We start from the raw sequence: 22249 nt of genomic DNA on the forward strand, positions 1-22249 counted from the left end.
CGATGGCACAAATCTCAAGTGCGCTTTTTCTTTGCCTGAATTTTGCCCCGTTCATTTGGGATCTTGTTGCCATTTATGGCTGGGTGTAACCGGTTTAAATACGCCTTTTTTAATGTCGCTTAATTGGGCGGTGATTGTGCCTTTAATATCGCATTCCACGCAGTAAACAAGGGCTTGTGTTACGCACGCGCTAGGGCGTTCTGATGTGCGGATATTTAATGCTTTTCCACATTCTGGGCATTGAATTTTTAAACCTTTCATTTTTTCCCTGCCATTTCTTGCTTGCACATTTCAATTAATTGCTTTTTCTGTTCCGTGGTGAAGCCATTCATTAATTTGAAAAGGTGGGCTCTGAAAGATGCTGGATTTTTTAGCGTATCCTCTCTTTGAATATCCATATAAAGAAAAAACATTACAATTAATTGTTCTTCCATTCCCAAATGAATAAATGCGCGAATAAATTCGATTTGTTCTTTTTTCATTGCGGTGTTTCCTTGTTTGGGTTGTTGTGATCTAACCACGCTTGCACGTCTTCTAATTGCCATAAGCTACGTTTACCAATTTTGATCGGCTTTGGAAAATCGCCTGATTTGACGAGATGATAGATTTTTGTTCTGCCGCCGATTTTCATTGCTTGTAATTCTTTTAAGGTTAAAAGCGTCATTGTGTTTACTCCTTTAAAATTGGCGTAACCTTGGGCGGTTACGCCGCGAAAATTAGCCTAAAATCACCATTGCAGGATCAACCGCTGCCATTAAGCCCAAATCTTCCACAACATAGCCTTCAAAGCGCCAATAGCTCACGACTTCCCGCTTTCTTTCGTCATCTTGTCGGATTGAATAGCGCCCACTGCGGTTATGCGTGTAAAGACTTAAATTCTGTAATGTCGTGACTACTGCGCCATAAAGTGGAAACTGTGGCGGGGTGAGGGTTTTCATTCCGCCGAATTGATTAGTGATATAGTGATTTTGCAAACCTACTTTATCCTGCTCTGCTGGGGTTGCGCTGGTGATCGGCTGTTCTTCCCGTGCCAATAACCCAGCACCCACTAAAAAGACAAGATCGTTGCGGTTTCTGTGGTGTTCATCTAATTGATTTCTTAGGGCAATGGCTAAGGCATCTAAGCTGGCATAATCAGCATTTTCACCAAAGATTTTTAGTTTGCCGTTTTTGCCCGTGGCTTTCACATTTTCGGGCTTTTGCTCGGCAAGCAAAGCTAGCCAGCCTTTATTCACGTCAGAAAGATCAACGGCTGCCGTATTTTGCGCAACGCTTTTACCCGCCCAGCCGATTTGCATAATATTGGCCGCGATTTGATCTAAAACAAATTCATCAATCAACTGATCAAATTTTTCTGGGTAAAGGTTGAAAAGATCTAGCATTCCCCATTTCAATGTAATGCCGCTATCTGTTTCATACACTTGATAGCCATCTTCGTGATCAGATTGTTCAATGATATGGCGTTCTAGGTATTGTCGCCCTGTGATATTAGGCTTGAGAGGCCCGAAAATTTTACGTCCTTGCTCATTATGAACGGGGATTGCGTTAATTGCTTTGAGGAAATCAGAACGCTGGGTAATTTTTTCAAGCATTGCTTGAACTTCGTATTTCTCTAGCGAGAAAGCGTCTTTATTGTACTGATCTTCGGCATTAAACTGCTTTGCCTTGTTTTTTCTGTATTGGTGAAGTGCGGTTAAAAAATCCATTGTTTTTCTCCTATCTGTGGTTGGTGTCAAAAAATCAAAAAAGTGTTTTTTCTACGCTCGCCAAAGCCGAAAACTGCTTTTTTTGTTTGCGGGGGGAATGGTAGGAGAGAACCAAAAGAAAATAGGGCAATTGCCTTAAAATTTTTTAGAAAAATTTTTATTATGTTGTTTTTGTTCGTTTTTTATTTATTTCTGCCGTTTGCTGTTTTTTAGGTAATAAAAAAGCCTAGCGATTGCTAGGCGTTTGAAAGGTTAGTTTTTGTAAATTGGGTTTGTTTTATCATTTAATAGGGCTATGGCTTCTCTGATTTTCTGTTGATAGGTTTTTTGGCTTCTTGGCTCTATGCCTTCTAATTCTAGTGCCTTTTGCATTTCCTTTGTGATGTATGCCATATTTAGTCCGTGTGCTTTCCAATATCTCCCCTTGTTGCCATTATGCGCTTTATCCATTGCAAGAATAACGCCTAATAGTGCGGTTTTTTGGGTTTCTATAATGCGGTCTTTCGCGTCATTTTGCGCTTTTGTAATCGGTGCTTCTTTGTTTTCTTTGGTTTTCTTTTCTATGGTGAATAGTTTATTATTTTCTATCATAAAATGATAGTTTTCTATAATATCTTCAAGATCTCTTTTTAAGATATAAACGTCATCTAATATATTCAAAGTAAATTCATAATTTAACGATGAGTCAATGCAAAGAGTAGTGAATGTTTCCGTTTGATCAGAATTTACTTGTTTTTTTCTTATCTCATCAAAACAGAAATAAAATCTATTAAGAAACGTATTTATTATTATTTTCTTTGATTTTATATTTTCAATTCTTGACTTTTCATAAATATGTAGCGTTTCAGGATCTGCTTGCGATATTGATTTGTGATTTTTATCCACTAAAAAGTATCCGCTAAAACTATTAATATTCTCTAATACATCTTTAAAATTGTTATCCTCGCAAAAGTAATCTTTCTCATCTCTATTTACTCTATATAATTTATTAGCAGATAGATTCAGATTTTCATAGAAATAAAGTTTATTTTTTATGGTTATATCTATCTCGTCATAAGAAAAATCATCTACTTCACTATAGTATTCAATATATACATCTCTATTTTCTGATAAATAGAAAAAATCAAAAGAAAAATTCACCCTAGGAATATATTTATCCTTTTTCTTTGTAAAATAAACTTTTCTATTCTCATAGGATATAAAAATAAATAAATCTATATTAAAATCTGAAAATAATAAATTCAATAGATCAATCTCTTTGCCAAATCTTCTTCTGTATTCAGTGAGCAAATTTCCTATAGTAATGAATTCATTGTCTAAAGGGTGCATTTTTGCCTCTCTTTATTATGGTTTTATTTCCATAATTATACTGTTTATTATTACAGTTGTGAAGTGCTATATTGTGCTAGGTGGTGTAAATTGGAAAGTGTGAATAGAGAAAAGAAAAGCCGCACAAGGCGGCTTAATCGCGTGAATTATTGTTTTTCTTTGAGTTCTTGCAAGCGGCGGCGGGCAAAAAAGCCTGTGCCTAGCGTCTGATATAGAATTTTAGGCTTATCTATTCCTAAAGGGGATTTTTCGGGATTCTTAATAAATGGTTTTACCTTCTTACTTAAATCTTCTAAAAATACTTGTTCTACAGTCATATGTAGCTGGTTTAGTGTGTTTATTTCTCTATCATCTAAGCATTCTACATAAAGACTACATAGGAAATTTAGGGTTTTTATAATGTTTTCATCTTGAATAAGTTCTTGCGTAAGCTCATAGATATACTTATTTAATTCAGTATATTTTGATCTAGCTGCTGAAGCTGTTTTGCTGTATTCTTCAAGTTTGAAAATTTCAATTTTATTTTCTGTTTCCTTATTCAGTTTTTCTAATAAGGTGATTTTTCTTGCATTTGAATTAAGCTGATCTGAAAGTTTGTCAAATTCAGCAAAGTCTAGATTTGCGCTTTCTACGTCTAATGAGCCATCTAATTTCTTTTCAAGATCAATATTTTCAGCTTGTAATGCTTGAATAATTGCATTATTGCGATTAATAATTTCTTGTTTCTTTGCGATTTCATCATTCGATTTTTTTAATGCTTCTAGCGCCTCTTCGTATTCCGCTTTTTTCTGAATAAAGGTTTCGTTTTGGGTTATAGTATTTAGCATAGTTTTTTCTCCGTAGTATTATTTTTCTGGGGATGGTTGGCTTTTATCACTTGAGAAAATAGAAGATATTTTATCTAATCCTTTTTTGGCTGCTCCTTTAAAATCGCCTTGATTTAAACGGCCTGAAAAGCTCGGATCTTTTTCTGTGCCATCAATTTTTTCTTCAGCTTTATTTGGTTTAGCCTGTGTAGGCTGTGCTTTAGGGTGGTTTTCTTTTTGTACTATTTTCTTTGGTTTTGGTTTGCGTTTTTCTTTTTTCTCGCTAACACTATTAGCTTCTTTTAAAATAAAACTTACATTCCAAGCCATAAAGTCATCTTGTTCTACAATATCAACTTCACCGCTGAATTTTACTTCTCTAATGTTCATTGCTTGCGCAGTTCTTGATGAAACTCTATATTTAATTTGTCCACCTGTTCCATCAGTGCCTTCAGCTAAATTAATTAGATCAGTTAGCCATTTTTCCTCTCTATATGGAATCATTCCTTTAACGTGGAGTTCTTTCGCCTTTATCCCTTTATCTGCTTTTTTTGTGCTAGATTTACGGCCACTCATATCCGCTTCTTCTCGTCTAAAAGTACCAGTGATACTTAAATTATGCATAAGAATGGGTTTGCCATTTAATGCAATTAGAATAGCAGGAGATTTTCTTTTTGTTTCAGTTTTTTCAGTTGTTTCAGGCATTTTATTTTTCCTTTTTTTGTTGATATAATATTTGCGTTTAATTTAAAACTTTAGATTAAACAAGGGTTCTTGAAATATTCTTATACTTCAAGAAAATAACTATATTAAACTAAATCTCGTTTTTTGTTTTCGTGAGCATATAGCCCTAGATAATAAAATTTATCTAGGGCTATTTATTTCGCTCTTCTTCTTAACTTTTCTTCAATCCAGCTATCCACTTCACTTTCTAACCATACAACACGATTGCTTGCAATCGTAATACTTTTAGGGAATTTCCCCCCGCGCATATAGTTATAAATGGTAGATTTGCTAAGGCTTGTTCTTGTAATAACTTCATCTAGTGAAATAAAGCGTTCTTTTTTCTCTTTCATTTATACTCCTATAATTTGAACGGCTATAAATGCTATAGCACTTAATTACATAGATAAATATTAGGGGATTTAATATAGGGATTAAATGAATTTGCCTTGTGATATTAATTATCACAATAACAAGATGAACAAATTAATTAAAATGGCTAGAAAGTTTCCATTGTGCGGGTAAAATCCTACGTCACGTCATACGGCACGAAAAAAGCAATCTCACTCCCGCGTTTTTTGTGTCAAAAATTGCCATTTTTTCAGTTAATTTTCAGTATAGTTTTTATTTAATTTATTGAAAATAAAGGAAATATACTCAATTTTGTTAGTTTCCTTAACTGAAAAAATTACAGTTAATTTCAGTGAATTTCAGTTAAGAAAAAGCACTAAATAGAATATTAAATAGTTAATTGATTGAAATTAAAGGAAATTTTTAATTTTACGTGAGTGATATGCCAAAAATTTTTTACAGTTAAGAGATTGAACAATGCCAAGAGCCTTTAAAATTTATTGCACAGCTTGCAAAAGCCGAGCAACAATTACAAGAACAGAAAGACCACTTCAAGGCTTTAGCCGTCTTTATTGTTCTTGCAATAATCCAGAATGCTTGCATCGTTTTGTAATGAATTTAGAATTTAGCCATACCACAAGAACAAGCCTACTAGATAAAGACGTTTTTATTAACACACTTATAAGCCAATTTTCGCCAGAAGATAAGGCTAAAATGCTTGCTGCATTACAAAAAGAAACTAGCCCCAATAAATAGGGGCTAAAAATTAGGCTTTAATGGCTTCTATTTTACATTTCTCCACATAATCCCCCCAAGTTTGCATAATCTCAATTCTTGATTTCCACTTTTTCGATTTATCATAAGCTGCCCGAACCTTGCCTTTATTTTCGTGTGAAAGACATAGTTCAATAGCTTCAGAAGAAAATACATCAAGATCGTGAAGATAGGTACTAGCAATAGAGCGCAAACCGTGGGCGACTAAAAGCCCTTTAAATCCCATTCGCTTTAGCGCCACATTTGCCGCCTGTGTACTCATATGATTAGTGTAAGGTGCGGTATAGGTTGAGAATACATATTTCCTATTTCCATTATATCGCCGCATTTGCTCTAAAATATATAAGGCTTGAGTAGATAAAGGAACGCTATGCGGCCGTTTTCCTCCTTTCATTTTTTCAGCAGGAATATGTAGCACTTTATTTTTGAAATCAATTTCTGACCATTCAACCCGTACCGCTTCCGCAGAACGCAACATTGTTAATAGCTGCCATTCTATTAAAAGTGCGGTGGGGCGTTGAATATTCGCATTTTGCAATACTTTAAATAAATAAGGTAATTCGCTTGGGGGAATTGTTGGCTGATGCACCGCCTGAATATAATTAAATTCATTATGAATTCCCCTTAATGGATTTTTAATAATTAATTCTTCATCTTCCGCAAGTTGAAATATCTGATTTAAAGAAACATTAATTTTATAAAGTGTATTAGAATGCTTAAGCGGACTAAGTGCAGAAAAAATAGATTTTAAGCTCACTTCTTTAATGTTCATCTCTCCAACAACGGGGAATATATAAACTTCAAGCCGCCGAAAAGCCTCTTTGATAGTTTGCTCTTTTACCTTTCCTTGTTGCAATCGCCGATCTCGCCATTTGATCGCCAACTCCCTTAAAGTCATCATATCATTCTCCAAGCGCTCAAATTGTGCATTTTTATAACCTAGCGGATCAATATTCTGCACAAGTAGCGTGCGATATTCCTGCGCAATTTCTCTAGCTTTTGCCAAAGATAAATCAGGGAATGCCCCTAAACTAACTTTCTTATGCTTCTTAAAGTATTTATAGGCGAAATACCAAATCTTAGCGCCATTAGGCTTTACTCTAATGTAAAGCCCTTGCCCATCAGATTTAATGTATTCTTTCGCCATAGGCTTTAGATTTTGAAGGGTAGTATTGGTTAAAGGTTTAACAATTTTGCTCATATCTCATAACCTTATGAAAAATAAAGGATAATTAACCTTTTAGATCCCTCGTAAGATTCCCTCTAAGGTGAGGGATCCAAACAGGGATCTAAAAAGCACGGATGCAAGCAAACAAAGAAAAACACAAACGAACAAACACGAACGGCAACCCGTTGTTTTTGTTACATTTCCTATAAATTTTGAACATTGGCGAACGTAAAAAAACAATAGAATGGCGAACGTGGGCGGAGTCGAACCGCCGACCTGTCCCTTAGGAGGGGACTGCTCTATCCTGCTAAGCTACACGTTCTTTTGCGTTTCAGTTTGACACAAATATGTAATGATGAAAAGCACGGGATAAGAAATAAAGTGCGGTGTAAATTTTGTTAATTTTCTAGTAAGAAAAAAGATAGTGATGAGATATGAAAAAAGCCGCTAATTTTCATTAGCGGCTCTTAGGAATTTGGCTCCTCCTGCTGGACTTGAACCAGCGACATATGGATTAACAGTCCACCGTTCTACCGACTGAACTAAGGAGGAATAGTGGTGCCTCGAGGCGGAATCGAACCACCGACACGGGGATTTTCAATCCCCTGCTCTACCGACTGAGCTATCGAGGCAACGCATCAGTGGTGCGTATTAAACGATTTTTAGCGTCTTAAGTCAATCATTAATTTTAACTTTTTTACGTTTTTTTGTTTGTTTGAATATTTAACAAGCGAAACGCATAGAAATACAGCAAAAATCGCATAAAAAATCAAAACCACTTTTAATTTTTATCGTCTAACACGATAACTTTTTTGTGCCTTATCCACCTTAATTAAATAATTTCTTGCTTGTGAAGATGGGTGTGCCGTGGTCAAAATTCGGTACACTTGCTCAGGATATAAGCGGTTGATTTGTTCAATCGCCATATCTTTATCTTCGTGGAACACGCGCAACACCGCACCTGCCCCGCTGTTATACGCAGAAATCATCGCAAAACGTTTAGACGTTGGATTGGTGATGCCATCTAAATATTTATTTTGTAATAGCCATAAATACGATGCACCTGCATCAATATTTTTTTCAGGATCAAATAAATAGCTTTTTGACGGCTGACCAGCGCGCCCTTTCATTTGGAACACATCACGTCCAGCAGTACGCGGCACCACTTGCATTAAGCCGATAGCATTAGCATAGCTAATCGCATAAGGGTTGAAACTAGATTCCGTTTGCATAATACCTAAAATCAAGCTTTCATCAAGGTTATAGCGTCTAGCTGCACGGCGCACCATTGGTAGGTATTTTTGCGCACGCACGGCAACGTGGTTAGCAATCATTGGGATCACCACAAACTGCACCATTCTGCCGTTACTTAAACGGCGTGTTTGCAATTTATTTTGTAGAAGATAATCAGCAAAATTACCTGCAATAAACTCGTTGGTAATTTGTTGTCCCAAATTATCCACTACCTGCCCAACAAGGAATGGGCGAGAGCTTATCGGCACATCACCTGAAGCAAATAAATCGATACCGTTGGCATCGGATCCCATTAATAGCGTATGCACAATAGAATTATGCAGACGATTAAGATCTTGCTGAGTTTCTACGGTGATCGTACCTTCATCAAAGCTAACGTGGCTGCGAGTGTAAAAACTGTCGGTGTATTTCACATAGTCTTTACGGCTTGCCACTAATAATTCATTTACGCCCCAAATTTGATCGATATTATGGGAAAATTGCCCTGTTAAAATATCTAACCCGCGCGTATCTTTGCTAAACGCCTCATCATTATAGACACGCTTATGGCTTGAGCCACCACAGGCAAATAAAAAGGGAATGATTAATGCAATAACATATTTTTTCATCATTATTTTTCTTCTGGTGGAACGTAGCCTTCAATATGAACATCTTTACCTTCAAATAAGAAATTCACCATTTCTTGTTCTAATAATTGGCGATGTTCGGCATTCATCATATTTAATTTTTTCTCATTAACGAGCATTGTTTGTTTTTTCATCCACTCGCCCCAAGCCTGTTTGCTGATATTATCAAAAATACGTTTGCCTAATTCGCCTGGGTAAAGTTGAAAATCTAGCCCGTCCGCCTCTTGTTTTAAATAGGCACAAAATACCGTTCTTGCCATTATTCTTTTCCTTTTGCTAACTGTAATAAAAGATTTTTGACTGGCGTTGCCAGTCCAATTTGATCAGGATTTTGCGGATCATACCAATATTTGACCGCACTTTGTATAGAAGATTCATACTTGCCGTGATTTTCACCCACCTTTTTCCAATCAGAGCGATTAGCGTCCTCGCCGTGATATTCCTGCTTCACATAAATCGGGTGAATCATTAAGTGAAAATGGCTAAAGGTATGGCGAAAAGCTGGCCATTCCTGATAAAAATCCACGTTTTGACGCGCCAAATAAGCCAATAAATCCTGCTTGCTGTCAAATTGTGGAAAACAATACAAACCGCCCCACAAGCCCGCATTTTCACGCTGTTCTAATGCCACCTTGCCTTGTCGCTGCCAAATCAAGAAATAACTTTGTCGCTCGGGTAAGGTTTTCTTTGGCTTCTTCGCAGGATAATCTTGCCAATTTTGTTGTAAATTTGCACCGCACTTTGCAGATAACGGACAAAGCGCACATTTCGGTTTCGTGCGTGTACACACCATCGCGCCAATATCCATCATCGCTTGATTAAAATCTGCCACACGCTGTGTTGGCGTTACTTCAGCACTTAACTGCCAAAGCTGGTTTTCCACTTTTTTCTCGCCCGCCCAGCCTTCAACCGTAAAATAACGGGACAGCACACGTTTCACGTTGCCATCTAAAATAGGATAAGGGGCATTTAAGCAAGAAGACAGAATTGCCCCCGCCGTGCTTCGACCAATGCCTTTTAACGCCTGTACTTGCTCAAATTCAGTGGGGAAATTGCCCTGATACTGATCGCGAATGATTTGTGCCGATTGGTGCAAATTTCTTGCCCGTGCATAATAGCCCAAGCCCGTCCACAAATGCAGCACTTCATCAAGGGGCGCATCGGCAAGATCAATGATGGTAGGAAACCGTTGCATAAAGCGTTCAAAATAAGGAATCACCGTGGCAACTTGAGTTTGTTGTAACATTACCTCGGACAGCCAAACGCCATAAAGGGTTTTATTTTGCTGCCAAGGTAAGTGTTTGCGTCCAAATTGATCGTACCAGCTAAGTACAGCACTAGCAAAAAGATCATCTGGGGAAGATTGAGCTTGTAACATAAATCCAAGGTTTCAATAAAAGTATAAGTGTATCACAGAGAGAAATTGAACAAAATGTACAAAAAAAATCACCGCACTTTTACCTTTTCCCTTGCGTGATGGAGAGCGAACCCATAGAATAGCCGTTCAATATCATTTCGTGCATTTTATCAACAATAAAATGTATTTTAGCAGTAAGATTTTCAATGACAGAACAACAAACCAGCTTTGCGGATCAAAAACGTAAAACCGTTGAAACCGCTGAATTTACTGCAGACGGACGCTACAAACGTAAAGTGCGTAGTTTCGTGTTGCGTACAGGGCGATTAAGCGATTTTCAGCGTAATATGATGAATGAATATTGGCCGATTTATGGCTTATCACATCAAACAGAACCTTTTGATTTTAAAAAGATTTATGGCAACGACAAGCCTGTTATTTTAGAAATTGGTTTTGGAATGGGAAAATCCCTAGTGGAAATGGCGGAGCAAAATCCAGATAAAAACTATCTAGGAATTGAAGTGCATACCCCCGGTGTGGGTGCGTGCATTGCTTATGCTGTGGAAAAGAAAGTAAAAAATCTACGCGTTATCTGCCACGATGCGACAGAAATTTTACGCGATTGCATTGCCGATGGCAGCCTTGCTGGCTTACAGCTTTTTTTCCCCGATCCTTGGCATAAAGCGAAGCATCATAAACGCCGCATTGTACAGCCGCATTTTGTGCAAACTGTCTGCCAAAAGCTCGCTAACCACGGCTTTATTCATATGGCAACAGATTGGGAAAATTATGCGGAACAAATGTTAGACGTATTGCAAAACAATCCACAGTTACGCAATACTTCCGCCACAAAGGACTATATTCCACGTCCTGAAAGCCGCCCTCTGACCAAGTTTGAACAGCGCGGTCATCGCTTGGGACACGGTGTATGGGATTTATATTTTATTAAAACTGAATAATATCAGCCTAGAAACACGAGGAGAAAACGATGGCTATTCAACGTAACAGAAGACAACGCAAAAAAATGCACCTTGCAGAATTCCAAGAATTAGGCTTTTTAGTAAACTGGCAATTCGCAGAAAATACTCCGATTGATAAGATTGATGAAATTGTAGATCGTTTTATCAATGAAGTCATTCGTCCAAATGGCTTAGCTTATGAAGGTAGCGGTTATTTACATTGGGAAGGTTTAGTCTGCTTAGAAGAAATCGGAAAATGTGATGAAAGCCACCGCGAACTAGTAAAAAACTGGTTAGAAAGCAATGGATTACAACAAATTGAAATCAGCCAACTGTTTGATATTTGGTGGGAATATCCTGCAAAATAATCTGTCGGTAGCACTATATAAATGATTAAAATCCTGCAACAGCAGGATTTTTTATACGCCTTATTTTAAGGCTAACACCGACTAAGTGCGGTGATTTTTTCCAACTTTTTCATTCAAAAATCCAAGCAAAACAAAAGGGCATCTTTGATCTGCCCCCAAAAAGTTAGACTATATTCTAATTTAATTCAAGGACTGAGTTCTGTATTCCACAGGGCTTAGTCCTTTGAGCTTCACTTGAATACGCTCATTATTGTAGTAATGAATGTACTCGTGAATCACTTTTTCAAGCTGTTCAAAGGTTTCAAACCGCTTGCCAAAGTAACATTCCGTCTTCAATCGCCCGAAAAAGCTTTCCATCGCACCATTATCAAGGCAATTGCCTTTTCTCGACATACTTTGCGTAATACCGTGTTTTTTCAATATCTCCCGATAACCCATCATTTGATACTGCCACCCTTGGTCGGAATGCAGTATCGGTTTTCCCCCCGCTAATCGGTTCACCGCCTGGGTCAACATTCTGGTTATCTGCTCAAAATTCGGACTTCTCGCCACATCATAAGCAATAATTTCGTTATTAAACAAGTCTTTAATTGGTGATAAATACACTTTGCCTTCCGCACATTTGAACTCGGTGATATCCGTTACCCACTTCTCATTCGGCATCGTTGCCGTAAAATCCCGTTGCAACAGATTATCGGCAATGTGTCCCACTTTGCCTTGGTAAGAACGATATTTTTTCTGCTTACTTTTTCCTTTTAACCCCAAACGTTGCATTATCGCTTGCACCCTTTTGTGGTTAATAATTAAGTATTTCCTTAATTCCAAGGTAATTCGACGATAACCATAATTTTCGTCATTTTTGCGATAAATTTCCTCTATTTTCTGTGAAATCGCTACATTTTTATCCGACTTTGGCTTGAGATGATAAAAGAACGAACTGCGTGCCAATCCGATTAGCCTGAGTAACAATTCCAACGGGAAACGCGAGCGTAAGGCATTTACGATGGCGGCTTTTTCTGCATTTTTTGTTGGTTGAGTTCCTGCAACTTTTTTAGCATTGCATTCTCCGCTTCTAATTCCAAAATTCGGTAACGCAAGCGTTCTTCTTCTGTTTTGGGCGTTGGTGGCATTTTAGGTGAGTTGAGTTTCATACTTGGACGACCTTTAGGTTTGAGTAATAACCCATCTATACCTTGTTTTTCAAAGCGTTGCAACCATTGGCTAATTATCCCTGAACTGGGGATATCAAAGCGAAAGCAGGCGGCTTCAGCGGAGCACTGGCCTTTTTTGATAGCTTGAATAACCTTTAATTTAAACTCAACAGAATAATATCGTTTTTTACCTAACACAGCTAATCCATTGATTCCATTATGATTAAATTTCGCAATCCAACGTGTTAACGTTCTTTGAGGAAGCTGAAAATACTGGCGAGTAAGCGAACGGTTTTTTCCATTTTGATGATAAAAGTCGAGCACTTGTTGTTTGAAATGTTGAGTATATTTAGTCATAAAAAATCTGCACCTTAATCAGTTGGTTGTTTAGTCCAACTTTTGGGGTGCAGATCACTTTCGATGCCCTCTCTTAACTTTCTAGTGCTACCTAGCAATCATCATTATTTGATGATTTTTGCTACAACACCCGCACCTACTGTACGTCCACCTTCACGAATCGCAAAGCGTAAACCTTGGTCCATCGCGATTGGGTGAATTAAGCTTACTGTCATTTTGATGTTATCGCCTGGCATTACCATTTCCACGCCTTCTGGTAACTCGATTGTACCTGTTACGTCAGTTGTACGGAAATAGAATTGTGGACGGTAACCTTTGAAGAATGGAGTGTGACGACCACCTTCTTCTTTTGATAATACGTAAACTTCTGATTCGAAGTCTGTGTGTGGTGTAATTGAACCTGGTTTCGCTAATACCTGACCACGTTCGATTTCTTCACGTTTTGTACCACGTAATAATGCACCGATGTTTTCACCCGCACGACCTTCGTCAAGTAATTTACGGAACATTTCTACACCTGTTACGGTAGTTTTCGCAGTTTCTTTGATACCTACGATTTCTACTTCATCACCAGTGCGGATAATACCACGCTCAACACGGCCTGTTACTACAGTACCACGACCTGAGATTGAGAATACGTCTTCGATTGGTAATAAGAATGGTTGGTCAATCGCACGCTCTGGCTCTGGAATGTAAGTGTCTAAGTGGTTTGCTAACTCAAGGATTTTTTCTTCCCATGCTGCATCGCCTTCTAACGCTTTTAATGCTGAACCGCGTACGATTGGGGTATCATCACCTGGGAAATCATATTGAGAAAGAAGTTCACGCACTTCCATTTCTACTAATTCTAATAACTCTTCGTCATCTACCATATCGCATTTGTTTAAGAATACGATGATGTATGGTACACCTACTTGGCGTCCTAATAAGATGTGCTCACGAGTTTGTGGCATTGGGCCGTCTGTCGCTGCTACTACTAAGATTGCACCGTCCATTTGCGCCGCACCAGTAATCATGTTTTTAACATAGTCCGCGTGTCCCGGGCAGTCAACGTGTGCGTAGTGACGTGTTGGTGTATCGTATTCAACGTGTGAGGTGTTGATGGTGATACCACGCGCTTTTTCTTCTGGCGCGTTATCGATTTGGTCAAATGCGCGTGCGGCACCACCGTAGTGTTTCGCTAATACGCTGGTGATTGCTGCTGTTAAAGTTGTTTTACCATGGTCAACGTGGCCGATTGTACCCACGTTTACGTGCGGTTTTGTACGTTCAAATTTTTCTTTAGACATTAAGAGTCCCTCTAGATAAACACGGTTATCGATGGTTCAAAATACCACATTAACCAATTGAATTAAGTTTAAACTATTAATAAGAGAAAGGTGAAGTTAAGGCTGGTGCTGATAGGCGGATTTGAACCGCCGACCTCACCCTTACCAAGGGTGCGCTCTACCAACTGAGCTATATCAGCGCTTTGGAGCGGGCAGCGGGAATCGAACCCGCATCATCAGCTTGGAAGGCTGAGGTAATAGCCATTATACGATGCCCGCAGTCCTAAATTCATCTGTCCCATCAGAATTCATCTAAAAAATGGTGGAGGGAGAAGGATTCGAACCTTCGAAGGCTGAGCCGGCAGATTTACAGTCTGCTCCCTTTGGCCGCTCGGGAATCCCTCCGCACTAAATGAATGAACTTGACTACGATTGGTTATGGTGCCGACTACCGGAATCGAACTGGTGACCTACTGATTACAAGTCAGTTGCTCTACCTACTGAGCTAAGTCGGCGTCGTAAGCAAGTGAGGCGTATTATAGGGAAATTTTTATCACTGACAAGGTTTTTTTTGAAAAAAAATAGATTTTTTTTATTGTTCGGCTATTTATCAGTCAAAATGCACAAAATTTATAAAAAAAGTGCCAATTTATTCTAAATTTCACTAATCATAAGCAAATTTATAGGGTATATTTCTATTCAACATTCTATAAATATGAAGACAACATTGTGGCATTTTCTGATTCAACTTTATTAAATGAGCAATTAACGCCCTTTCTTTCTTTTGATCGCCAGCAATGGGCAGAATTACGCAAATCCGTTCCATTAAAACTCACCGAACAAGATCTCAAGCCTTTGCTAGGGATTAACGAAGATCTGTCATTAGATGAAGTTAGCACTATTTATCTGCCGTTGGCGCGTTTAATTAACTACTATATTGAAGAAAATCTGCGCCGTCAGACTGTTTTAACCCGTTTTCTTGGTGGGGATAAACAAAGAACCCCTTATATTATCAGCATTGCAGGCAGTGTTGCGGTGGGGAAAAGTACTTCCGCGCGGATTTTGCAATCACTCTTATCTAACTGGCCACAAGTGCGTAAAGTGGATCTCATCACCACCGATGGCTTTTTATATCCTTTAGAAAAACTCAAAAAAGATAACCTGTTACAAAAGAAAGGCTTTCCTGTTTCTTATGATACGCAACGCCTGATCCATTTCTTGGCTGATATAAAATCAGGCAAACGCAATGTGAGTGCGCCGATTTATTCTCATTTAACTTACGATATTGTGCCTGATCAGTTTGATTATGTTGATCAGCCCGACATTCTTATTTTAGAAGGATTGAATGTACTACAACGAGGAAATAGCAATACAAATCAAGTCTTTGTTTCTGATTTTGTCGATTTTTCTATTTATGTTGATGCGGAAGAAAGCCTATTAAAAGAATGGTACATTCGCCGTTTTCTTAAATTTCGCCAAAGTGCCTTTAATAATCCTGATTCTTACTTTAAACACTATGCTAGCCTTTCCGAGCAAGAAGCCGTTGCCACAGCGAGCAAAATTTGGGAAGACATCAACGGCAAAAACCTGCGAGAAAATATTCTGCCGACCCGTGAACGCGCCAATTTAATTTTAACTAAGGGCGCAAATCACGCGGTGGAAAAGGTTAAATTAAAGCGCTAAAACACAAAATTCCTAAAAAAATCACCTCTCTTTTAATCCATCTATTCTAACTAGATGGATTTTTTGTGATATTGCTCAAAAAAACTGCCTTTTTATTGTAAATTTCATTCTCTTTTCCTGATCTAACAACGCATAATACTCATAAAGAGTAATCATTCCTTACTCTTATGCATTATATTCAACAAGGAGGCAAGAATGAAAAATATGCTTTTAATGAGCGGTTCTAAATACCAAAATACGGGTTATCTCGTGCATTGTATGCCGTGGCTGAAAAGCTTTCTTTCTACATACAAAGGAAAAACTATTGGATTTGTACCTTATGCAGGTGTGAGCCGTAGTTATGATGAGTATGAAACGCTGGTGCAACAAGCCTTGGCAGAGCTAGAAATGGACGTGGTTTCTGTCCATCGTGGCAAGCGTCATTTAGATATTATTGAGCAAGCTGATGTGGTCGCCATTGGCGGTGGTAACACATTCTGCCTAATCAATGGATTGTATGAACACCATTTATTAGACGCCATTCGTCAAAAAGTGCAACAAGGCACGCCTTATTTTGGCTGGAGCGCCGGGGCAAATGTGGCAGGCAAAACCATTATGACCACCAATGATATGCCAATTCTTTATCCGCCTTCCTTTGACGCCTTAAATCTTTTCCCACATCAAATTAATCCACACTTTATTTCTGGCAAAATTGCAGGGCATAACGGTGAAAGCCGTGAAGAACGCTTGGCGGAATTTTTGATTGTCAATCCTGAATCGCACGTTTACGCCTTACCTGAAGGTACGGCATTACAGATTCAAGGCAATCAAGCCAAAGTGCTGGATATTAGCGAAGCACAGCAAAGTGCGGTGCTAAAATTCAGCAAAAATGGACAATGCGAACGCTATGCAAGCGATGTTACCTTTGATTACTAAGGAGAAGAAAAATGCTTGAACTTAAATCTTTTGTAGCGATTTTGGGCGTTATCGCTGCGGTTTATTTACTGGTAAAAAAATATGAAACGCGCACCGTATTAATTGGCTTGGGGTTGATGATGTCCCTGCTCACTCTAAACCCAATGGGCGCATTCGACGCTTTTGCAAAATCAATGACCAGCGGCGGCTTGATTATGGCGATCTGTTCTAGTATGGGTTTTGCTTATGTAATGAAATACACAAAATGCGACACCCATCTGGTGCATTTAATGACGAAGCCGCTTTCAGGACTCAGATTTTTCTTAATCCCTTTTGCCACGGTGATCACCTTCTTTATTAATATCGCGATCCCTTCTGCGGCTGGTTGTGCCGCTGCAGTTGGCGCAACTTTAATCCCCGTGCTAAAAAGTGCTGGCGTACGCCCAGCCACCGCGGGGGCTGCGATTTTGGCAGGAACGTTCGGCTCAATGATGAGTCCGGGCTCTTCTCATTCTGCAATGATCGCGGAAATGTCCAACTTAACCATTACGCAAGTGAACTTATCTCACGCGCCTTACACAATGATCGCAGGAGCGATTGCGGCAGTTTCACTGACCTTGGTTGCATTAATGTTGAAAGATTACGGTGAAGAACACCGTCAAGCCTATTTAGCTGAAGCGAAAGAAGCGGAACAATCTTTCCAAAAATCGAACCTCCTTTTTGCCATTGCGCCTTTATTACCGTTGGTGATTTTGGTGATCGGCGGTACGTCTTTACAAGAAATCCCTGCGCTGGCGTGGACAAAAATGGGCGTGCCACAAGCAATGTTAATTGGTGCAATTTACGCCATTATCGTCACCCGAGTTTCCCCAGCGAAAATTACCGAAGAATTCTTTAACGGAATGGGCAGCGCTTATGCAAACGTGCTAGGTATCATTATTTCCGCCAGCGTTTTTGTGGCAGGATTAAAATCCACCGGCGCCATTGACAGTGCGATTGAGTTCCTTAAACATTCCAACGAATTCGTACGCTGGGGCGCAACCATCGGGCCATTCTTAATGGGCTTGCTCACCGGTTCTGGCGATGCGGCAGCCATTGCTTTCAACACGGCGGTAACACCACACGCGGTAGAATTAGGCTATACCCACTTAAATCTTGGTATGGCAGCGGCTATCGCAGGGGCTATCGGACGCACCGCTTCCCCTATTGCTGGCGTAACCATTGTATGCGCTGGCCTAGCAATGGTTAGCCCAGTGGAAATTGTCAAACGTACTGGCTTAGGAATGGTGCTTGCGGTGTTATTCTTAGCATTATTTATGCTCTAACTAAGCAGGCATAATAAATAAAAGTGCGGTGAAAAAATTCAACAAATTTTCACCGCACTTCTGTATTTTACTGATAATAAAGGTTTTCCCTAGTTTTCCTTTGCTCAGTGAGTAATGACATTAAAAGAATAAGATCCCGCCCCAGGTTAGCGCAACGATAATCAACGTGACAAACACGGCGGCTGAGCCTTGATCTTTCGCGCGTCCTGAAAGTTCGTGATGTTCCGTGCCAATGCGATCCACCACGGCTTCAACCGCGCTGTTGAGCAATTCTACTGCTAACACCAACAACACTGAACCAATCATTAAGATTAATTCGATTTTGTCGTCAGCCAAGAAAAACGCCAAAGGGATTAAAATGCACGCACAAAATACTTCGTGGCGAAAGGCGGTTTCGTTTTTGAAAGCACTTTTTAAGCCTTGCATTGAATAGCCTGTGGATTTGATTAAATGGGTCAAGCCCGTTGTTTTTTCCAATTTTCTTTCCTTATTAACTTATTGAATGGGATAACTCAATTTTTCGCTTTAATCGCAACAAAATTACACGAAAAACCACCGCACTTATTTTTGCTTATAACCGCTTTTCTTATAAACGTTTTGCTTCGATCACATCATCTAATTTTGCTAAACGAGCGAGGATTTTACTCAGCATTTGCACGTTGTTTAGCTCAATTTCCATATCCATCGTGGCGATTTGTTTTTTCGTATCCGTACGGCTTGATACGCCTAGCACGCTGATCTTTTCATTAGCCAACACGGTGGTAATATCACGCAACAAGCCGTGGCGATCACTGGCGATAATGCGAATACTAATGCGGAAACCGCTGGCATAGCTCTCGCCCCAAATGGATTCCACCACGCGTTCTGGGTGGCTGGCTTGCAATTCCAAAAACTGTTCACAATCACTACGATGAATAGAAATGCCACGCCCCATTGTGATGTAGCCCACAATGTCATCACCGGGAATTGGCTGGCAACAGCGCGCGATGTGGTGCATTAAGTTGCCCACACCTTCTACGATCACATAGCCTTTTGACGCATTTTTTTGCGCAGAATTCACCGCACTTTTCTGTGCAACGTGGCGTAAAATCTGTTCATCGGTTTCTTGTGGCGTGGTTTTAATCAGTTTGCTTTGCAAAAAGTTAATCAGCTGATTAAGGCGAATATCGCCGCCGCCAATGCCTGCATACAAATCTTCTAAATTTTTCAGATTATAACGTGGCAAGGCATACTGCTCCACTTGCTTGAGTGCAATGCCTAAACGTGCAATTTCATTTTCTAACAGCTCTTTACCTGCTGGAATATTTTTATCGCGATCTAATTTCTTAAACCACGCCGCAATTTTAGCGCGCGATTTGCTGGTGTTAGTGAAACCTAAATTCGGATTAAGCCAATCTCGGCTTGGATTTGGCGTTTTTTGCGTGATGATTTCAATTTGATCGCCCATTTGCAGCTGATAAGTAAAGGGCACAATGCGTCCGCCCACTTTCGCGCCAATGCAACGATGCCCGATTTCACTATGAATGGCATAAGCAAAATCCAACGGCGTTGAGCCTGTAGGCAGGTCGATCACTTCGCCTTTTGGGGTAAACACATAAACCCGATCATCAAACACTTGGCTGCGCAACTCGGCAATCACTTCGCCAGAATCGGTAATATCATCTTGCCACGCTAATAATTTACGCAACCACGCAATTTTATCTTCATAGGCAGAACGCCCTGTTACACCCTCTTTATATTTCCAGTGTGCCGCCACGCCAAGCTCGGCATCATCGTGCATTTGTTGGGTGCGAATTTGCACTTCCACGGGTTTGCCGCCTTTGCCCAACACTACGGTATGAATGGATTGATAGCCGTTCGGTTTCGGGTTTGCCACATAATCATCAAATTCTTTCGGTAAATGTTTAAAGTGGGTATGCACAATGCCAAGGGCAGAATAACAATCTTGCAGTTTTTGAACGATCACGCGCACCGCGCGAACATCATATAAATCACTAAATTCTAAGTGTTTTTTCTGCATTTTCCGCCAAATGCTATAAATATGTTTCGGGCGGCCATACACTTCCACTTGATCGATATTTTCTTGTAAATAGCGAGTGAGATCTGCCACAAAATCTGCAATATATTGCTCACGATCTAAACGGCGTTCTTTCAACAACTTGGCAATCATTCGATACTGTTCAGGGTGCAAATAGCGGAAGCAATAATCTTCCAGCTCCCATTTCAGTTGCCCAATTCCTAAACGATTGGCAAGAGGTGCATAAATATTGGCACATTCTTTTGCTGCCAGCACTTTCTCTTCTTCCGAACAGCAATTTTCCGCATCACGCAAAAAGGCAATGCGTTCAGCCAGTTTGATAATCACGCAACGGAAATCGTCCACCATCGCCAACAGCATACGGCGCACATTGTCCACTTGCAGGGAATTGGCAGAATGGCTCGCGTTTAACTGGCGAATGTTATCCATTTCCAGCACGCCTTTCACCAGCTTGCTAATCGCCGTGCCAAAATCTTCGCTAATTTGCTCCAGCGCAACGATATTATGGCTCACCACAGGATAAATCATTGCCGTGATCAGGCTTTCGCTATCCATATTCAGGCTGTGCAAAATTTCCACCATTTCCACCCCTGAAAATAGCGAACAATGCAGCTGCGGATTTTCCACCGTGTTTTGGTGCTGCTGGATTTTATCTTGCGAATAATGCCAAGCCAGCACCAACTTCTCTGCCAGCTCAGAAGAAAGCCCTAAGCTTTCGCTCCATTGCTCAATCACAAAATCTTTCGGGTTAAGTAGGTGTGAACCTCGAACAGCAACCATAACGCCTTCCTATTTATTATTTCCGTTCAAAGAGAGTAATGCTCTCCAAATGCCCCGTATTCGGGAACATATCGATCATTGCCACTTGGGTTAATTGATAGCCTGCTTGCAACAACATTTGTGCATCGCGCACGAGCGTTGCGGGATTGCAAGATACATACAACACTTTTTCTGCCTGTAACTGACACAAAAATGGCATTGCAAATGCCGCACCCGTGCGTGGGGGATCGAGCAAAATCTTACTAAATGCTTGGCTTGCCCATTGTTGTTCCGCAAAAGATTGAGCCAGATCGCCTTGATAAAATTGGACATTTTTACAGCCATTTCGTTCCGCATTTTGTGTCGCTTTCTGCACCATTTCCGCCACGCCTTCTACGCCCACCACTTGCTTGGCTTGACGGCTTATAGGCAAGGTGAAATTGCCCATTCCGCAGAATAAATCCAGCACCTGATCTTGGGCATTTAACTCAAGCCAATCTAGCGCAGTGTTAATCATTGCTTGATTGAGTTGCGAGTTAATCTGAATAAAATCACGCACATCAAAATGCAGCCGTTGCCCATTGTTCAATTCATAATAAGGGCTTTCGCCATAAAGCTGCTGGATTTGCACATCATCTTGCACGAACAGCATTAAGCGCTCTTGGCGAGCAAACTCAAGTAACAAAGTGCGGTCGTTTTCTGCCAAATTTTTTTGATGACGTAGCAATAATGCCACACCATTATCCGCTCGCACCAGTTCAATATGACCTAAATTTTTCGGGTTAGACCAGTTTTGCAAAAGTGCGGTGATTTTTGGCAACAAATGATTGAGTGCCGTTTCAATCACAAGGCAAGATTGCACTGGCTCAATATTTTGCGAATTTTTTTGCCGAAAACCAATGCGCAGCCCCTGCTTTTTATCCCAATTTATACTCAAGCGCAAACGGCGGCGATAATGCCATTGGCTGCCCACAATTCGGGGCATTAAGGTGATAGGTTCAGCTTGCAATTTCGTTAAACGCTGAAATAAGGCGCGCTCTTTAACTTCCCGCTGCATTGCCAAGAGAATATGCTGAGTTTGGCAGCCACCACATTTTGCATAATGCGCACAAGCAGGCTGCACACGCTGTGGGCTAGTTTGCAACCATTTTTTCGCAACCCCTTTGCCATATTGACGCTTTTCTTCCAACACCTCGACCTGCACTTTTTCATCAGGCAGCGCATTTTCGATAAACCACGTTTTACCTTGAATCTTCGCCACGCCTAGCCCTTGATAATCTAAATCTTGCACTTGCGCAGTAAAAGTGCGGTGTTTTTTTTCCACTTTTTTCGGGGAGTAAAGTAATGCCATAG

General features: G+C 40.0%; 23 protein-coding genes and 7 tRNA genes. 6 read left to right on the plus strand and 24 right to left on the minus strand.

Features of this window, described 5'->3' with window-relative positions; all coding sequences use genetic code 11:
• Positions 1-51: 51 nt before the first annotated feature.
• The 8 genes from DYC50_RS01210 to DYC50_RS01245 all read right to left on the minus strand — a co-directional run bounded on the left by DYC50_RS01210 (position 52) and on the right by DYC50_RS01245 (position 4917).
• A complete protein-coding gene (locus tag DYC50_RS01210; protein WP_103854391.1) occupies positions 52-261 on the minus strand; it encodes a transposase in 210 nt (69 codons plus the stop codon).
• Complete coding sequence (locus DYC50_RS01215) at positions 258-482, minus strand: hypothetical protein (protein WP_115248684.1); 225 nt, start codon at positions 480-482, stop codon at positions 258-260. Before DYC50_RS01215 ends, DYC50_RS01210 begins: the two co-directional genes overlap by 4 nt.
• Positions 479-664 carry a helix-turn-helix transcriptional regulator gene (locus DYC50_RS01220; protein ID WP_103854389.1) on the minus strand — a complete coding sequence of 62 codons (186 nt, stop codon included), beginning with the start codon at positions 662-664 and terminating at the stop codon, positions 479-481. Before DYC50_RS01220 ends, DYC50_RS01215 begins: the two co-directional genes overlap by 4 nt.
• Positions 665-716: 52 nt before the next feature.
• Complete coding sequence (locus DYC50_RS01225; protein WP_115248685.1) at positions 717-1706, minus strand: phage major capsid protein, P2 family; 990 nt, start codon at positions 1704-1706, stop codon at positions 717-719.
• 252 nt (positions 1707-1958) lie between these two features.
• The gene (locus DYC50_RS01230; RefSeq protein ID WP_115248686.1) at positions 1959-3035 is read right to left on the minus strand and encodes a hypothetical protein; all 1077 of its coding nucleotides are present in this window, start codon (positions 3033-3035) and stop codon (positions 1959-1961) included.
• 146 nt (positions 3036-3181) lie between these two features.
• The gene (locus DYC50_RS01235) at positions 3182-3862 is read right to left on the minus strand and encodes a hypothetical protein (RefSeq protein ID WP_115248687.1); all 681 of its coding nucleotides are present in this window, start codon (positions 3860-3862) and stop codon (positions 3182-3184) included.
• 18 nt (positions 3863-3880) lie between these two features.
• A complete protein-coding gene (locus DYC50_RS01240) occupies positions 3881-4546 on the minus strand; it encodes a baseplate complex protein (RefSeq protein WP_115248688.1) in 666 nt (221 codons plus the stop codon).
• 173 nt (positions 4547-4719) lie between these two features.
• The gene (locus tag DYC50_RS01245; protein WP_115248689.1) at positions 4720-4917 is read right to left on the minus strand and encodes a helix-turn-helix transcriptional regulator; all 198 of its coding nucleotides are present in this window, start codon (positions 4915-4917) and stop codon (positions 4720-4722) included.
• 475 nt (positions 4918-5392) lie between these two features.
• Here DYC50_RS01245 and DYC50_RS01250 point away from each other — a divergent pair, with 475 nt between their 5' ends.
• Complete coding sequence (locus tag DYC50_RS01250; RefSeq protein ID WP_115248690.1) at positions 5393-5671, plus strand: ogr/Delta-like zinc finger family protein; 279 nt, start codon at positions 5393-5395, stop codon at positions 5669-5671.
• A gap of 10 nt (positions 5672-5681) precedes the next feature.
• Here DYC50_RS01250 and DYC50_RS01255 read toward each other — a convergent pair whose 3' ends face one another.
• The 7 genes from DYC50_RS01255 to mutY all read right to left on the minus strand — a co-directional run bounded on the left by DYC50_RS01255 (position 5682) and on the right by mutY (position 10115).
• A complete protein-coding gene (locus DYC50_RS01255; protein WP_103854383.1) occupies positions 5682-6890 on the minus strand; it encodes a tyrosine-type recombinase/integrase in 1209 nt (402 codons plus the stop codon).
• 212 nt (positions 6891-7102) lie between these two features.
• A tRNA-Arg gene (locus DYC50_RS01260) sits at positions 7103-7179 on the minus strand.
• A 154-nt stretch (positions 7180-7333) separates the two neighbouring features.
• Positions 7334-7409, minus strand: a tRNA-Asn gene (locus tag DYC50_RS01265).
• A gap of 4 nt (positions 7410-7413) precedes the next feature.
• Positions 7414-7489 (minus strand) — tRNA-Phe (locus DYC50_RS01270).
• A gap of 156 nt (positions 7490-7645) precedes the next feature.
• A complete protein-coding gene (gene mltC, locus DYC50_RS01275) occupies positions 7646-8719 on the minus strand; it encodes a membrane-bound lytic murein transglycosylase MltC (protein ID WP_115250132.1) in 1074 nt (357 codons plus the stop codon).
• Between the two features lie 2 nt (positions 8720-8721).
• Complete coding sequence (locus DYC50_RS01280) at positions 8722-8997, minus strand: oxidative damage protection protein (protein WP_115248691.1); 276 nt, start codon at positions 8995-8997, stop codon at positions 8722-8724.
• Positions 8997-10115, minus strand: coding sequence for an A/G-specific adenine glycosylase (mutY, locus tag DYC50_RS01285; protein ID WP_115248692.1), 1119 nt, complete (start codon positions 10113-10115; stop codon positions 8997-8999). The genes DYC50_RS01280 and mutY overlap by 1 nt, the downstream gene beginning before the upstream one ends.
• A gap of 185 nt (positions 10116-10300) precedes the next feature.
• Between mutY and trmB the strand changes: the two genes are divergently transcribed.
• Both trmB and DYC50_RS01295 read left to right on the plus strand, forming a co-directional pair.
• Complete coding sequence (trmB, locus tag DYC50_RS01290; RefSeq protein WP_115248693.1) at positions 10301-11053, plus strand: tRNA (guanosine(46)-N7)-methyltransferase TrmB; 753 nt, start codon at positions 10301-10303, stop codon at positions 11051-11053.
• A gap of 29 nt (positions 11054-11082) precedes the next feature.
• The gene (locus tag DYC50_RS01295) at positions 11083-11421 is read left to right on the plus strand and encodes a YggL family protein (RefSeq protein WP_115248694.1); all 339 of its coding nucleotides are present in this window, start codon (positions 11083-11085) and stop codon (positions 11419-11421) included.
• Positions 11422-11601: 180 nt separating this feature from the next.
• Here DYC50_RS01295 and DYC50_RS01300 read toward each other — a convergent pair.
• The 6 genes from DYC50_RS01300 to DYC50_RS01325 form a co-directional block, all read right to left on the minus strand.
• Positions 11602-12929 (minus strand): IS3 family transposase gene (locus tag DYC50_RS01300; RefSeq protein WP_115248695.1). Its coding sequence is split into 2 segments (ribosomal slippage): positions 11602-12479 and positions 12479-12929, totalling 1329 coding nucleotides; the frame shifts between segments, so codons are not numbered across the junction.
• Between the two features lie 104 nt (positions 12930-13033).
• On the minus strand, positions 13034-14218 hold the full coding sequence (gene tuf / locus DYC50_RS01305; RefSeq protein ID WP_115248696.1) for an elongation factor Tu: 1185 nt from the start codon (positions 14216-14218) through the stop codon (positions 13034-13036).
• 103 nt (positions 14219-14321) lie between these two features.
• Positions 14322-14397, minus strand: a tRNA-Thr gene (locus DYC50_RS01310).
• A 4-nt stretch (positions 14398-14401) separates the two neighbouring features.
• Positions 14402-14476: transfer RNA gene (locus DYC50_RS01315), tRNA-Gly, on the minus strand.
• Positions 14477-14517: 41 nt separating this feature from the next.
• Positions 14518-14602: transfer RNA gene (locus tag DYC50_RS01320), tRNA-Tyr, on the minus strand.
• Between the two features lie 34 nt (positions 14603-14636).
• Positions 14637-14712, minus strand: a tRNA-Thr gene (locus tag DYC50_RS01325).
• 214 nt (positions 14713-14926) lie between these two features.
• On the opposite strand from DYC50_RS01325, the gene coaA reads away from it, so the two are divergent.
• From coaA to dcuC, 3 genes are all read left to right on the plus strand, one after another.
• Positions 14927-15880: a type I pantothenate kinase gene (coaA, locus tag DYC50_RS01330; protein WP_115248697.1), complete on the plus strand. Its 954-nt coding sequence runs from the start codon at positions 14927-14929 to the stop codon at positions 15878-15880.
• 195 nt (positions 15881-16075) lie between these two features.
• On the plus strand, positions 16076-16795 hold the full coding sequence (gene pepE / locus DYC50_RS01335) for a dipeptidase PepE (RefSeq protein WP_115248698.1): 720 nt from the start codon (positions 16076-16078) through the stop codon (positions 16793-16795).
• Between the two features lie 11 nt (positions 16796-16806).
• Positions 16807-18099 (plus strand): C4-dicarboxylate transporter DcuC, encoded by a 1293-nt coding sequence (gene dcuC, locus DYC50_RS01340; RefSeq protein ID WP_115248699.1) that lies wholly within the window; start codon positions 16807-16809, stop codon positions 18097-18099.
• Positions 18100-18219: 120 nt separating this feature from the next.
• Here the strand turns inward: dcuC and DYC50_RS01345 are convergent, their stop codons facing one another.
• From DYC50_RS01345 to rlmD, 3 genes are all read right to left on the minus strand, one after another.
• A complete protein-coding gene (locus DYC50_RS01345; protein WP_115248700.1) occupies positions 18220-18576 on the minus strand; it encodes a diacylglycerol kinase in 357 nt (118 codons plus the stop codon).
• A 109-nt stretch (positions 18577-18685) separates the two neighbouring features.
• Positions 18686-20917 (minus strand): GTP diphosphokinase, encoded by a 2232-nt coding sequence (relA, locus tag DYC50_RS01350; protein ID WP_115248701.1) that lies wholly within the window; start codon positions 20915-20917, stop codon positions 18686-18688.
• Positions 20918-20933: 16 nt separating this feature from the next.
• Positions 20934-22247 (minus strand): 23S rRNA (uracil(1939)-C(5))-methyltransferase RlmD, encoded by a 1314-nt coding sequence (rlmD, locus tag DYC50_RS01355; protein ID WP_115248702.1) that lies wholly within the window; start codon positions 22245-22247, stop codon positions 20934-20936.
• Positions 22248-22249 lie beyond the last annotated feature (2 nt).

The sequence above is a fragment of the Avibacterium avium genome, from assembly GCF_900454535.1.
GTDB classification, from domain to species: Bacteria; Pseudomonadota; Gammaproteobacteria; order Enterobacterales; family Pasteurellaceae; genus Avibacterium; species Avibacterium avium.

What these genes read in the sequence shown, in the direction of transcription:
- DYC50_RS01240 (WP_115248688.1), bottom strand. Translation starts at nt 4,546, where the DNA reads ATGCCTGAAACAACTGAAAAAACTGAAACAAAAAGAAAATCTCCTGCT.
- mltC (WP_115250132.1), bottom strand. Translation starts at nt 8,719, where the DNA reads ATGAAAAAATATGTTATTGCATTAATCATTCCCTTTTTATTTGCCTGT.
- tuf (WP_115248696.1), bottom strand. Translation starts at nt 14,218, where the DNA reads ATGTCTAAAGAAAAATTTGAACGTACAAAACCGCACGTAAACGTGGGT.
- DYC50_RS01215 (WP_115248684.1), bottom strand. Translation starts at nt 482, where the DNA reads ATGAAAAAAGAACAAATCGAATTTATTCGCGCATTTATTCATTTGGGA.
- relA (WP_115248701.1), bottom strand. Translation starts at nt 20,917, where the DNA reads ATGGTTGCTGTTCGAGGTTCACACCTACTTAACCCGAAAGATTTTGTG.
- DYC50_RS01280 (WP_115248691.1), bottom strand. Translation starts at nt 8,997, where the DNA reads ATGGCAAGAACGGTATTTTGTGCCTATTTAAAACAAGAGGCGGACGGG.
- DYC50_RS01255 (WP_103854383.1), bottom strand. Translation starts at nt 6,890, where the DNA reads ATGAGCAAAATTGTTAAACCTTTAACCAATACTACCCTTCAAAATCTA.
- trmB (WP_115248693.1), top strand. Translation starts at nt 10,301, where the DNA reads ATGACAGAACAACAAACCAGCTTTGCGGATCAAAAACGTAAAACCGTT.
- mutY (WP_115248692.1), bottom strand. Translation starts at nt 10,115, where the DNA reads ATGTTACAAGCTCAATCTTCCCCAGATGATCTTTTTGCTAGTGCTGTA.
- DYC50_RS01250 (WP_115248690.1), top strand. Translation starts at nt 5,393, where the DNA reads ATGCCAAGAGCCTTTAAAATTTATTGCACAGCTTGCAAAAGCCGAGCA.
- DYC50_RS01295 (WP_115248694.1), top strand. Translation starts at nt 11,083, where the DNA reads ATGGCTATTCAACGTAACAGAAGACAACGCAAAAAAATGCACCTTGCA.
- DYC50_RS01230 (WP_115248686.1), bottom strand. Translation starts at nt 3,035, where the DNA reads ATGCACCCTTTAGACAATGAATTCATTACTATAGGAAATTTGCTCACT.
- pepE (WP_115248698.1), top strand. Translation starts at nt 16,076, where the DNA reads ATGAAAAATATGCTTTTAATGAGCGGTTCTAAATACCAAAATACGGGT.
- DYC50_RS01245 (WP_115248689.1), bottom strand. Translation starts at nt 4,917, where the DNA reads ATGAAAGAGAAAAAAGAACGCTTTATTTCACTAGATGAAGTTATTACA.
- rlmD (WP_115248702.1), bottom strand. Translation starts at nt 22,247, where the DNA reads ATGGCATTACTTTACTCCCCGAAAAAAGTGGAAAAAAAACACCGCACT.
- DYC50_RS01225 (WP_115248685.1), bottom strand. Translation starts at nt 1,706, where the DNA reads ATGGATTTTTTAACCGCACTTCACCAATACAGAAAAAACAAGGCAAAG.
- dcuC (WP_115248699.1), top strand. Translation starts at nt 16,807, where the DNA reads ATGCTTGAACTTAAATCTTTTGTAGCGATTTTGGGCGTTATCGCTGCG.
- DYC50_RS01210 (WP_103854391.1), bottom strand. Translation starts at nt 261, where the DNA reads ATGAAAGGTTTAAAAATTCAATGCCCAGAATGTGGAAAAGCATTAAAT.
- DYC50_RS01220 (WP_103854389.1), bottom strand. Translation starts at nt 664, where the DNA reads ATGACGCTTTTAACCTTAAAAGAATTACAAGCAATGAAAATCGGCGGC.
- DYC50_RS01235 (WP_115248687.1), bottom strand. Translation starts at nt 3,862, where the DNA reads ATGCTAAATACTATAACCCAAAACGAAACCTTTATTCAGAAAAAAGCG.